Here is a 12,696-nt window from a genome sequence, read left to right as displayed (position 1 = left end):
GAAGGAACGTGATAGTTCATGCCACAGCATTATTATCACCGTCAGCCCGCTCCACGGCAGCGTCCGTCTTCTCATACGCAACGGCAGGCCCATACATCTGCCTATATGCCGCCACGGGCATTGAATGAAGCTCAGGTTCAACCCATGTATCCTGGAGTAGAGCCTTACTACCCTCAATTCCAAGAGGTTGAAGCATCCGGACTTGTACCTTATAGTCCAGGTGGTCCGGGGGGACCCGGTGGAAACTTTTTCGGCGGGGGAGCTCCTGTTGCTCCCCCCGTTCCGGTGGAAGCACCTGCGTCTTCCTCAGGCTTTTCCCTGGCCAACATCGGGGAACTGAAAGGAATGATCGACCGCTTCGGTGGAATTGATGGCATCATGAGCGGAATCGGCAAAATGCAAAAGGTCGTTGGCGGCTTCCAGCAGATGGCACCCATGATGAAACTGGTGATGGGGATTCTGCCTTTTGGAAAAGGAAAAAAAAGTAGCAGTCTTGCGGATAAAGATTATGAAGAGTATTCGCCACCTCGCTCACGCAAACGTCGTAAAAAAACGAACTCTACTCCGCGCAAACGGAACACGAGTAGTAAAACTGGCCGGAATAAATCCAACACCACCAAACGTCGTCCCCAAAAAAGCAAAAAGCTCTAACACTTTTCCCAGGCGCCCTCTTACATAAGGGGGTGCCTTAATCCACTTCCATCTTCTTTCTCTTCAATCCACTCAATCGTTCATATAAGAGAATATTTATTACCAATTCCTTAGGAACCTATGTTCTTATTCCCGTGAATTGAGGTATACTGAGTTTATAGATAAAGGAGGCGGACTATGGAACTATTTAAAGACAAATATACTCCCGCATTAATCGACCGGACAGGAGAATGGTTACACCAATTCTACCCGAAGTTGGACAAGCAACAGTTTCATGAACTTGTATTTGCCGAAGGCTGGGGAGAGCTGGAATTCAAAGGTCGTATCCGCCGCATTACGTCGGCATTGACCGAAGTTCTGCCTGACAACTATGAAGAGGCATTACACGTGATTGAGCAGGCAGCACCACAGATGCGAGGGGTCGAGTATCTGTTCGTTCCCGATTTTATTGAAGTGAACGGACTTGCGCCGGAAAACTACGAACTATCCATGAAGTACTTGACCCTCTTCACACCTTATTCCAGTTCCGAGTTCGCGGTACGCCCGTTTATTGAACGCTACCCGATCGAAACGATGAAACGCATGATGGAATGGACGGCAAGTCCCAATGAACATATACGCAGGCTTGCCAGTGAAGGCAGCCGTCCACGTCTTCCATGGGGTTCCAAACTTCGGGGATTCATCACCGATCCAACACCAGTACTTCCCATTCTGCATGAATTGAAGCAGGACGAGTCCCTGTATGTCCGGAAAAGTGTAGCCAATCACCTGAACGACATCTCGAAAGACCATCCAGAACTGGTTCTGGATTTGGCCTCAAGTTGGTACGGACAACATGAGCATACGGACTGGATCGTTCGTCACGCAAGCCGCTCTTTGCTGAAAAAGGGACATCCGAAAGCGCTGAGTCTCTTTGGATATGTCGAGCAGGATGCGACACATATCGAGCATCTTCAGCTTGCAAGAGATACCGTAGCCATCGGGGAAGATCTTCATTTTTCCTTTGATGTCGTTAATGAAAGTGGTCAGTCACAGATGCTGCGGATCGAATATGAAATCGGATATATGAAAGCAAATGGCAAGCAGGCACCCAAGCGGTTCAAATGCTCTGATAAAACATTCCCTACCGGGAGAACCAAGGTTGCAACGAAGCAATCGTTCAAAGTCATTACGACGAGAAAGCATTATGCCGGTTTGCATACGCTAACGATTGTCGTTAATGGACAACCTACCGCTACAGCCACATTTGTATTGGAACAAACAGAGTAACCTACAATACGATGGAGCCATCCAAATTATCACGAAAACGCAGCAGGGTTCATTTCATGATAAGAATCCGATATTAACATTCAGATCATGGAATCCATCCTTGAGAAATTCCCCGAGGCGTCTTCAATACTGAAGATGCCTTTTACTATTTTCACCCGGTTCGTAGCAGCTAAATATCCTTCAAAATAAAGTTATGCACATGATGCTTCTTCATTTATCTTATCCACATGTGGACATCTATTGCGAAAACAAATCTATATGTACTCCTAATTGCCCTCTTATGCACATCATACACAGGCTAAAGAAGCGATCTGTGCAGACCGCTAACTCTTCACTTGCTATCCAGTTTCTATTTTCCTACTTGAACCAGCCCCGCTTCACAAACCAGGCCACCATGCTTCCGCCCAGAACAAACATCAACAGCAGCACCGCTCCATACCCAAACTTCCATTGCAACTCAGGCATATAAGCAAAATTCATGCCATAGATCCCCGCGATCAGCGTCAATGGCATAAAGACGGTTGTAATCACAGTGAGGGTCTTCATAATCTGGTTCATTCGATTGGAATTCAAGGAGATGTAACTGTCGCGCAGGTCTGCCGTCATTTCCCGATCAGCTTCAATCATGTCTGTCAGCTTCAACAAATGGTCATAGATATCGGTAAAGTATACGGTATGCTCCCCTGTTCGCTGCACATGCTGAGAATTGACTACCCGATAGAGCAGATCCCGCATGGGCACTACCGTTCGTCTAAGCTTCAGCAATCGACTGCGCAAGTCGAACACCTGATTCATCAGGTCTTCCACCGACTCCTTGCCGCCCCGGTTCTCCAGTTCAGCCAGCTCATCCTCAATGGCAAACAGAGACGGGAAATAATGATCGACCAGCTTGTCCATCACCGTATATGCCGCTGCCACCGGGCCCCGGGCCCAGATGGTTCGTTCGTGCGCATGATGCAGCAACCTCTCCCAAGCTTCGTCGACTTCCTCCAGTGCCCCATGATGAAAGGATACCAGGAAGTTCGCACCCAGAAACAGGTCCACCTCTTCCGCTTCCAATGTGGTCGGATTCAGTGCATGCAGCACGAGGAACTGCAAATTGTCATAATAATCGAGTTTGGGTCGCTGCAGCACATGCATACAATCCTCAATAGCTAATGGATGAAAATGAAAATATGTATCCAGCAACTGGCTTTCCTCTTCGGAAGGCTGGTTGAAATCTGCCCATACCCAGGCGTAATCCTGCAGATCCAGCTGTGTCAGCGGTACATTTACAGATACCTGATGATCCCGTGAGATGGCGAGTGTACGAATCATAAATTAGACCACGTCCTTGTCTTGTATCCTTTACGTTATTGTACAACTTTAACCATTGAACCGTCCCCTGCAACAGCCCATTATACACACGTTATCCTGCAAACGCGACAACAAAAAAAGCCAACCCTGTTGGCTTCTCTCATTTCCCTATCCACAGTCTCCTGTATCCACAGGAATATCTTCTTTTGGTTTATCATTCCACGGATGGCTATCCACATATCCAGCCTGTCCACACGTTCATGCACAGGCGTCTCTTCTTTTTGGTTGTATAATTGTCCACATATCCCGATATTCACATAGTTATGAACAGTTTGTCTGAAACCCAGAGTTTGTGCCGAAACACTTTCTTGAATTAGAAAATGATCCAGTACAACAATCCTGCCAGCGCCCCGGTAATCGGAATCGTAATAAACCACGTAATAATGATACGTCCAGCAAGTCCCCATTTAACGGCTGAGAAACGTTTCGCGGAACCAACACCCAGAATGGCAGATGTGATTGCGTGCGTTGTACTCACCGGCAGGTGGAGCAACGTTGCTGTGAAAATAACGGATGCAGCTGACAGATCCGCGGCAAAACCGTTAATCGGTTCAATTTTGAAAATTTTGGTTCCCATCGTTTTGATGATTTTCCAACCACCAATGGAAGTACCAAGCGCCATCGCTGTTGCCGCAGAGATTTTAACCCACAACGGAACATCCAGATGATCCTGTACGCCTGCTGCGACCAAAGCAAAAGTAATGATCCCCATTGCCTTCTGCGCATCATTGGTACCGTGCGTAAATGCCTGAAGTGCTGCTGTGAAAATCTGTACCGTACGGAAACCTTTGTTCACGTTATGCGGACTGCGTTTGGCAAAAATATATTTGAGAATGGTCATGACCACATAACCGATGGCAAATGCGATCAGAGGTGATAATAACAACCCTCCGACGATGTCAATAAATCCACTCCATTTGACTTTATCAGCCCCTGCGCCAACAAGTACAGCACCAGCAAGAGCACCAATCAGTGCATGCGAGGATGAAGAAGGAATTCCGAACCACCATGTAACGAGATTCCAGATAATCGCGGCGATCAAGGTGACTATGACGACCTCAATCCCGTTATCCAGCTTGGTGGGGTCTGTTACACTCCCCCCAATCGTCTTCGCTACTCCAGTAAACATCATGGCACCGACAAAGTTCATCACGGCAGCCATAAGGATTGCTCGGCGCGGAGTCAGTGCCCGTGTCGAGACCGAAGTTGCGATGGCATTCGCCGTATCGTGAAATCCGTTGATGAAGTCAAACGCCAGTGCAAGGAAGACGACTATACCCAATACCCAAATCGTTGTTTCCATTATTCTCTGGCTCCTTAAGAATTACGCATGATGATGGATTCGAGCACATTCGCTACGTGTTCACAAGCATCCGTTGTCGTCTCAAGACGTTCGTAAATTTCCTTGCGTTTGATCAGTTCAATCGGATCAGGCACAGTAGCAAAAAGGTTCTTGATACAGTTGCGCAGCACTTCGTCGCCCTGGTTTTCCAGATCGTTCAGACGAATCGTGTACTCGCGGATCGCCAGCAACTTTTTCTGAGACAGCAAATGAATGGCCTTCTGAATTTCGTAAGCCGATTGGCGCAAAATTTCAGCGAATTGAACGATATAATCGTCCGGGTCAGTCAGTTGGTACATATAGAAACGGGAAGCCGTTGCTTCGAGTCCGTCCAATACGTCATCAAGTGTCGTTGTCAGTTCCATAATATCATCGCGTTCGATCGGCGTGATAAATGTCTTGTTGAGCTCTGTAATGATGGTATGAACATAATCATCACACTGGGACTCGTACTTCTTCATTTCATTGGCAAAAAGAGTCACATCCTGAAGGTTGGAAACATGTTGGGAGAAATAATCAGCCGCTTGCACGACCGTATCTGCCATGTTCTCTAGTGTCTCAAAAAATATATCCTTCTTCTTCTTAAGCTTCATAGCTCTATCCCCTTTACGAGAAATTGCCGATAACCGATGAAACATGAAATGACAACCTTTGATATCTTATCATAAATGTTTCACGGTTTGTACATAAGGCATGATCCTTTTTTATATTCTTATCACATAAATCTGAAATGAATCTTAATTATTTGGAATGGCTGGAAAAATGATGATGAAATTTTACACTGCGTTTACATTTCTCTTCATATTGGATTAATTTTCAATTTCGACATGCCCTGCAAAGTCAGGCTGATTCGGAACGATACTGATGAAAGTCTTGCCAGGAACAAGAGCAACTTCGGTCCCATTTTGTACAAATCGAATAATATCACCTGGCTTTTTGACCCACTGTCCTCGAATCATCTTGCCTTTTTGAAACAGCATGGCTTCACCGCCCTGCTCCAAATTAACGGAAAGTCTGCCCACATTATCGAGTACCTTGTGATCCGCACCCGCTACAATAATATTTGCCGCTCCAATGGGACTGCCATTATCCAGATCCTGATCTGCCTTTCCGTTCACCAATCTCATATATCGTCCGCTAACTTCATCATAATCATACGTGACCCGGTAACTCTCCAATAAATAATGAATATCGAACTGCTTGGCCAACTCTCCGGCGGACGTGGAACCTTCTTCGTTATACGTATATATAGGGGACTTAAAGTCGTGACTATAGCCTTTGGTATCCGCGCCTTCTCTCAGCTTGTCCGCCGACGTATATAGATTGTGCGGTGCTTTACGATCCGAGGAACGCCAGAAATAAGGGCCGCTATTCGATATCTCATCCATATGCTGTTTCTGCTGCTTTTGTAAAATGGAATAGGCATCCGGGCTGCCACCCGCATGTACCAACACACCATCGTAACTCTCACCAAGCTCGATCAGATACGGACGGATACTGCGCACGGGTCCGACCGTTTCTGCCCCGCCTTCACTTTGGAAGATGGCAATAAAACGGGTAATGCCTCCCTCAGCGAGCACTTCGATAATAATATCTGCCGCGCTTAGACCGGATTGAGGCCGCGCTGCAGGAGCATTGTTAATCATGACTGCCAGTGGGCGACGCATAATTGCTTCATCAACAGGCAGACCCGTAAGTGGTGCTGTGTAGAGCGAAGTGGCAGGTTCTTCTGTCTCTTGTTCTTCCTGTATCGGTGTAGGAACGGACTCCGGCTTTGGAATCTGCACCATCTCCTTATTCTGACAAGCGACCAGACTCAGGGCCAGAATAAGCAGCGACGCCGCTGACGTCGTTTTGTTCCATTTCAATTGCTTCAATATATGTACCTCCTGAACGATATGGCTGAAATCTAGGCTGTAGTTGCTCTTATGTAAGTGACCATTTCACGTATTTCTTTCCATTTAATCACACACAGCACCATTTGTCTTCGATAAGGAGAGCATTTTCTACCCTTCATTTTACGTTTGAAACTTGAGGCAGACTGAAAAATATGTCCTAAATGTGAACTTCTCAAACCTTACTTAAAATTTGAACTAGATTGTGATAATAATCACAAACAGAATGACTTTTGAACTATACAATAAAGACATCAAAGGTGATCACTTAGAAAAACAAAAAAACAACACACACTAAATTCCATGAAGGAGTGGTTTATATGTTCAGCTTCAACCAATGGCTTAGAGAAAACAAAGTGGCAATGTGGATTTTGACAGTACTTCGGGTGTATATCGGTTACGACTGGATGACGCACGGATGGGGCAAATTAACAGGTGGATTCCAAGCTGGCGGATTCCTTGCAGGCGCTGTAGGAAAAGCAACGGGTGAAAACCCAACCGTTCAAGCTTGGTGGGGAACATTCCTTGAGAACTTCGCGGTACCAAATGCAGGACTGTTCGACTTCATCATCCCACTAGGTGAATTCCTTGTAGGTTTGGGTCTCATTCTTGGATGCTTCACAACACTGGCAGCACTGATGGCGATGGTCATGAACTTCGCGTTCCTCTTCTCGGGAACAGTAAGCACGAATGCTCAGTTAGTCCTGATGGAAATCTTCCTTGTAGTCGCCGGTGCAAATGCTGGTAAAATCGGTTTGGATCGTTGGGTAATGCCTTACCTTCGCGGATTGTTCACTCGCAACAAAGGCAGTCAGCCGAAAGACACACCAACGATAAACCATACACACAAAACAGCCTAAATATTAAATAGACATTTTCCGGTCCTGCTCCCCTCCCCCTGGAGAGCAGGACTTTTTGTTTTTTTATATATGCTTGTAGGTCATCTGACTTGCCCATCGACAGAAACACGTATTATGATGAACATATCGATCGACTACAATTAAAGGAGTACAATGACATGCCAACCCAGCGCCGTCTTGAGACCGATGCCGACTTCCAGGAAGCGATGGAAATGAAGCATAAAGTCCGTGTTTTCAAAGATAATCACCAGATTGATTCTGGTGGCGTCATTATCCGTTTTGACAGCAATACCGTTGTGATTCAATCCAGTGTAAGCGAACTGGCATATCACTCGCGTACAGCATGTGAGCTCTTCGAGATTCGCAAGTGATTATACTAAATTGCAGAATGCTCAACTTATAGAAAAAGGTTCCTGAGGCCCACAACGCTGGCCGCAGAAACCTTTTTTTGTTCAGCTAATTCATAACCTAAGTCCTGCTGGTCGATGAACTAGGTGTATTTGCAAAATAAAACAAAAAGAATTGTTCACATACTCTTGTCTGTTCCAAGTTATACGCCGTCACCAAACTGCCAGCAGTTTAAACTGAGCGTACCATAAGGATACGACTGGAATAGACGCTTTGCAGATCGTGACATATCAGCCGTACCCATGGCATAGAACAAAGGCGCAATGTGCTCCGTCCCATAAGATGGAACCGCCGTGCGGGCATGTGGCGCTTTTTTGTCATATTGAAACAGCTCTCTCGTATTCCACTGTTCAAGCCGCTCGCCAATCCAGTTATCGAATTCCACTGCCCAGTCTTGGGGTTCATCATTGCTGCCAAGCATGCGCAAGTTATGAACCGTTCCGCCGCTGCCAATGATCAGCACATTATCATGACGCAGCTGCTCCAGCATCCGCCCAATATCATACTGTTCCTGCGGGGAACGCAGCGAATCGACAGATACCGCAATAACAGGAATATTGGCCTCTGGATACATGTGTAACAGCGGTACCCATACCCCGTGATCCAATCCCCGGCCTCGAACCGGTTGATGTGGAAGATTACTACGGGTGAACAGAGCGCAGATCTCATTCGCAAGGTCTGGCTGACCAGGCGCAGGGTAATTCATTGTATACATATTAGAGGGAAATCCGTAAAAATCATGCAAGGTCTGATGTGTATCATCCATTGTCACGGACGGTTCGGGACGATCCCAATGCGCCGTAAATACAACAATGGCTTTCGGAGCCGGCAGCCTGTCTCCAAGCTGGTTCAAAAAGTGAGTGTAGTCATTGCTCTCCACCGCCAGAGCGGGAGAACCATGCGCAATGAATAGTGCGGGTAATGTCATTGCTGCCAACCTCCAGACACGGATAGGATGCTTACCCTTCTATTTTACCCCGAAGAAGGCGCTTTTCCAAGCTAACATCCCAATCAGATGCAATCTGGACGCGCATGTTGCCTTATGGACCAAGCCATGTTGGATAAAGAATGTTCCAGCCTAAGGATAAAGATTGATATTCAACCTCTCTTAGATCATCCAGTGCTGCCAATCCTGTTCGATCTTCTGACGTTCTCCCAGCCATTCTCTCGTACGCGTAATTAGCTGTTCACGCTCTTTACCGGAAGAGAAGGTATGATCGCCCTGGAAAATAATCTCCTTGTCGCAGCGGCCTTCCTGGCGCATCCAGAATACCTTTTGATATAGGAATGCGTAATCGACAGGAATGATCTCATCCGACGTGCCGTGCACCACCAGAACATCCCCATTAAATTTAACGGCTTCCTGGAATGGCTGATGTTCAGCCAGTGATTCAAAGAATGCTGGTGTAAACTTGTAGCCGAGATAATCAGCCGACCCCAGCTTCACCCCTTCATCGTACACATCACGTCCCGTAATCTTCACGATATCATTGAACGGGTATCCTACGGATGACCACATGACGAGATTCTTGACGCGTTTGTCACGGACAGCAGTCAGCAGAGCAACAGCTCCACCCAGACTATGACCGATCAGCGTTACACGGGTTGGATCTACATCACTGCAGTTTACCGCATAGTCCAGCACAGAACGTGTTTGGTTAATCATGGATTCTAGTCCTTCAGCTCCGTACTCACCACTGCTCTCCCCGCAGCCGATGTAATCGAAGCGCAGCACCAAATACCCATCTTCGGCCAGCTCACGGGCGGTCTTCACAAACAGACGATCTACACCGATCCGACTTCCTACGAATCCGTGGCAGATAACAGCAAGAGGCACGCGCTGTTGGTGATTTCCCTCCTTGATGTCTTTGACGACCGGATAATGAATCGTGGCTGTTAATTCTTCCTGCCCATGACGAATACTGATCTGACGCTCCATGCCCATTTCCCCTTTCCATTCTTCCCTGCTCATGTTCATTTTGTTAATTATATATAAATCCGATAAGTTTAATGTGTATTAAAGTGATATTAGTATATTATCATCCTGTGAACCTCAAGTCAACGAGAGGAAATGTCCATTTCGAGACGTACCTTGTCTACATTTTATCGGCAATTTCGCAAAAAAAATGAGCCAAGCTGGCAACAGCTGACTCGAGTCATTCCTAATACTTTAAGCCACTACTCATAACTGCGACGGAACATCTCATGGGTCTCCACTCGACCCTGCCATTCATGATCATGAGCTGAATTCGAATTCCCCCAGAAACTCCCTGATTGGAATGTTCCTTCTGTGTAATCTTCCGCGTATTCAGCTTCCTCCAACGTCTCATCCATTGGCACAACCTCATCCCTTACTCCACGGGAGTTGCTGTTCAGCAGCAGCTTCCTAGTTAGTTTATCCGTTTGTTGATCCATTCCTGCCACACTCCAATCCCTGGTTTCTGTTGGAAATGCTACTATTGTGGTGGAATCGGCTGTACTTTATTCATTCTTCACACAATCGTTAGAACTGGACGAGCAGTTACGCATATTAATGGCGAACCAAGGAGAACCTAAGCAATATATCATAGCCAACATTTGCCTCCGATTCCTTCTGGCGAAAGGGTTGAATTCATGGAACACATCTTGGAATGGATTCGTAGTCACGGAAAACTGGTTCTGCTTTGCACATGTGTCATTCTGGCCTGCGCAGGGCTATGGTCGAATCGTAAACAGTTGTTTTATAAGGAATGACTTTGCGAAACGAGAGCCCTTCCCGTATACTAAAATACCGTCAGGGTCTCCAGATTCACCGGGGATCAGAACGTGTGTAGACAGGGGGAGCAATCATTGGGGATTTCCTATAAAAAGTTGAAAGAAATACAGAATCGGCAAATGACCGAAATGAGTAAAATGACACCGGAACATGTAAAACTGTTTGATCAGATTAGCACCATTGCGCGTCAAGCACCTGCCGATGAGAGAACGCAGGAAGAATGGATTCTCTCGGCTGGAAGAGCCATCGTACAAGCTCAGCGTGACGGCAAGCCTGCTCGTGAGTTATATGGACCTGATATGCAAAAGGATATCTATTCACAACTAGGTGTAGCAGACAATAATCCGTCCGTAACTGCTGGTGAATCAAATATGGACTCATCCAGAACTTCAAGTACGGCCGTACGGGGCGGAAGCAAATCCAATAAAACCAGTACGTCAGCCAAGAAAACAGAAGCAGTTGAAGCCCAACCTGTGGAGACTCCGGATCAAGTGAAACGGACGCCCAAATGGTACTTCATGATCTCCTGGGCAGCTTTGTCTTTTGTCATGCTGATTCAAGGTGCGGTTGGGCTATTTATTGGCTGGACGGGTGGAGATACGGAACCATTTAGCCATATTAGCCTGTTCTCCTTGATCGTTGCGGCGGTTGGAGGTATTGCACTGGTTGAAATGCTTCGTCGCCTTGCTGAACGGCCGGACGATCAGGGAGCAGACAAGACTGCCCGGCCACAGGTTAATCTGCGCGGAATCGTCATCTATATCGTTATCGTTGTGCTTGTCCTATTTGTAGGATATCCGCTGCGTGACAGCCTTCCCGTTTTTACGCTGGCTCCGTGGATTAGTCTTGTAATCGGGATTGTGGGATTGGCTACGTTGAGACCACTATTTGGACAAAAGAAAGCATAAGGATGCTGATGCCCTTTGTGGGGCAGCATCATTGGGTATATCGTACAGTTATGTGATGTGCGAAGATGAATTACAAGTGAAGTGCGACAATTCGGTGATGAGATAGAATATCGTGTGTTAAAAAAAGGGCCATAATGGCCCTCAACCAGCTGTTGAGAAGTTCTCGACAGCTATTTTTTATTTTCAGACGTATAGGAAACCTCATAATGCTTTTTATCTAGCATAGGTAAAGGTAATCACTTACTACAACTCATAAGTAACCTTATATTACGGCCAGTAGCTCGTTTGAAACTGAATCCATATCCGAAAGGATGACCTTGTCATACTTCATACAGACGATCCACAGGACCCGTAGAGTCTCTCTCCATTTTGAGCTGAATGCGATGCTTGATCTCCTTGCCCGGGGTCTCTCCGAATTCTCGCTTATACATGCGGATAAAGTAGTTCACTTCCATACCAACCGTCTCCGCAGCCTCTCTTACACTTGCGCGTGGGTGTTTGTCCAACCATTCCGATGCCTTCTGCAAACGCAATCGCTGCATGTACTGATGTCCTGTCACCCCATGTCTCTGGTGAAATAATCGGTTCAGGTGCTGCACCGAATAACCAACGGCTTCAGCTATATGCTTCAACAGCAGATCATCCTGGTAGTGTGTATGCATCAGCGACACTGCTCGAGTGAATGCTTCATTTGCCGATTCCGACTCGCGCTCAGAACGTGTTAAAGACCTACTCCTTGCTTCTCGCTCTTCTGTCGCATCATGAAGCGGGAAGATGGACTGTGAAATATCCAGAATAAGCTGATAGATGATTGTTGAGCTGCTCCACATTTCTGTCATGCCACTGTCCAGGGAATGCCAGATGTCCGCCACTCGAGACCAGAACTCATCAAATCTGGACAAGCTCCGTGACCCCATTGGCAACAGTCCCGCGGACCGAAGCACTACTCCCGCCGCCTCTCCGCCAATGCCGATATATCCGAGCTCCCCGTGTGTTTTGGAATGCGGAATATACTCATGGGCCACCCCAGGTTCGATCACGAACAGTTCACCTGCCGATACTGTCCATGCTCCTTCACCTGGAACCTTAAATTCCCCTTTGCCGCTGCGTAATAAAAAAAGCTGATACACCGGAAATCCATCCGGTCTAAAATGAACTTTCTCTTCTTGTGTTCCCACACAATACAGATACAGAGGCAACCGGGAATCCGGCAGGCCGGTTAAGCGAAATGCAAGCATCCCATCATTCCTTT

General features: G+C 46.8%; 13 protein-coding genes. 5 read left to right on the top strand and 8 right to left on the bottom strand.

Annotated features, from left to right (window positions below; all coding sequences use genetic code 11):
* The first annotated feature begins 18 nt into the window (after window positions 1-18).
* On the top strand, window positions 19-651 hold the full coding sequence (locus DC345_RS25530) for a tyrosine protein kinase (RefSeq protein ID WP_113055599.1): 633 nt from the start codon (window positions 19-21) through the stop codon (window positions 649-651).
* A gap of 177 nt (window positions 652-828) precedes the next feature.
* Window positions 829-1,920: a DNA alkylation repair protein gene (locus DC345_RS25525; protein WP_113055598.1), complete on the top strand. Its 1,092-nt coding sequence runs from the start codon at window positions 829-831 to the stop codon at window positions 1,918-1,920.
* Between the two features lie 357 nt (window positions 1,921-2,277).
* Here DC345_RS25525 and corA read toward each other — a convergent pair whose 3' ends face one another.
* The 4 genes from corA to DC345_RS25505 form a co-directional block, all read right to left on the bottom strand.
* A complete protein-coding gene (gene corA / locus DC345_RS25520; protein ID WP_113055597.1) occupies window positions 2,278-3,237 on the bottom strand; it encodes a magnesium/cobalt transporter CorA in 960 nt (319 codons plus the stop codon).
* A 352-nt stretch (window positions 3,238-3,589) separates the two neighbouring features.
* Window positions 3,590-4,579, bottom strand: coding sequence for an inorganic phosphate transporter (locus DC345_RS25515; RefSeq protein WP_110001756.1), 990 nt, complete (start codon window positions 4,577-4,579; stop codon window positions 3,590-3,592).
* 14 nt (window positions 4,580-4,593) lie between these two features.
* On the bottom strand, window positions 4,594-5,211 hold the full coding sequence (locus DC345_RS25510) for a DUF47 domain-containing protein (protein ID WP_113055596.1): 618 nt from the start codon (window positions 5,209-5,211) through the stop codon (window positions 4,594-4,596).
* A 216-nt stretch (window positions 5,212-5,427) separates the two neighbouring features.
* Window positions 5,428-6,495 carry a DUF3048 domain-containing protein gene (locus DC345_RS25505; protein ID WP_113055595.1) on the bottom strand — a complete coding sequence of 356 codons (1,068 nt, stop codon included), beginning with the start codon at window positions 6,493-6,495 and terminating at the stop codon, window positions 5,428-5,430.
* Between the two features lie 338 nt (window positions 6,496-6,833).
* On the opposite strand from DC345_RS25505, the gene DC345_RS25500 reads away from it, so the two are divergent.
* Together DC345_RS25500 and DC345_RS25495 are read left to right on the top strand one after the other, a co-directional pair.
* Window positions 6,834-7,373, top strand: a complete 540-nt coding sequence (locus DC345_RS25500; RefSeq protein WP_113055594.1) for a DoxX family protein — start codon at window positions 6,834-6,836, stop codon at window positions 7,371-7,373.
* Between the two features lie 158 nt (window positions 7,374-7,531).
* On the top strand, window positions 7,532-7,744 hold the full coding sequence (locus tag DC345_RS25495) for a hypothetical protein (RefSeq protein ID WP_063568075.1): 213 nt from the start codon (window positions 7,532-7,534) through the stop codon (window positions 7,742-7,744).
* Window positions 7,745-7,923: 179 nt separating this feature from the next.
* Here the strand turns inward: DC345_RS25495 and DC345_RS25490 are convergent, their stop codons facing one another.
* From DC345_RS25490 to DC345_RS25480, 3 genes are all read right to left on the bottom strand, one after another.
* Window positions 7,924-8,709, bottom strand: a complete 786-nt coding sequence (locus tag DC345_RS25490; protein ID WP_079697187.1) for a DODA-type extradiol aromatic ring-opening family dioxygenase — start codon at window positions 8,707-8,709, stop codon at window positions 7,924-7,926.
* A gap of 180 nt (window positions 8,710-8,889) precedes the next feature.
* Window positions 8,890-9,720 carry an alpha/beta hydrolase gene (locus DC345_RS25485; protein WP_113055593.1) on the bottom strand — a complete coding sequence of 277 codons (831 nt, stop codon included), beginning with the start codon at window positions 9,718-9,720 and terminating at the stop codon, window positions 8,890-8,892.
* 239 nt (window positions 9,721-9,959) lie between these two features.
* Entirely contained in the window at window positions 9,960-10,196 is a 237-nt protein-coding gene (locus DC345_RS25480) for a hypothetical protein (RefSeq protein ID WP_113055592.1), read from the bottom strand.
* A 414-nt stretch (window positions 10,197-10,610) separates the two neighbouring features.
* Here DC345_RS25480 and DC345_RS25475 point away from each other — a divergent pair, with 414 nt between their 5' ends.
* Complete coding sequence (locus tag DC345_RS25475) at window positions 10,611-11,444, top strand: DUF1129 family protein (protein WP_113055591.1); 834 nt, start codon at window positions 10,611-10,613, stop codon at window positions 11,442-11,444.
* Window positions 11,445-11,764: 320 nt separating this feature from the next.
* On the opposite strand, the gene DC345_RS25470 is transcribed toward DC345_RS25475, so the two are convergent.
* The gene (locus tag DC345_RS25470) at window positions 11,765-12,682 is read right to left on the bottom strand and encodes an AraC family transcriptional regulator (protein ID WP_113055590.1); all 918 of its coding nucleotides are present in this window, start codon (window positions 12,680-12,682) and stop codon (window positions 11,765-11,767) included.
* Between the last annotated feature and the right edge of the window lie 14 nt (window positions 12,683-12,696).

It is taken from the genome of Paenibacillus taichungensis (assembly GCF_003287275.1).
Lineage (GTDB): Bacteria > Bacillota > Bacilli > Paenibacillales > Paenibacillaceae > Paenibacillus > Paenibacillus taichungensis_A.
This window is presented reverse-complemented; position numbering and strand designations above follow the sequence as displayed.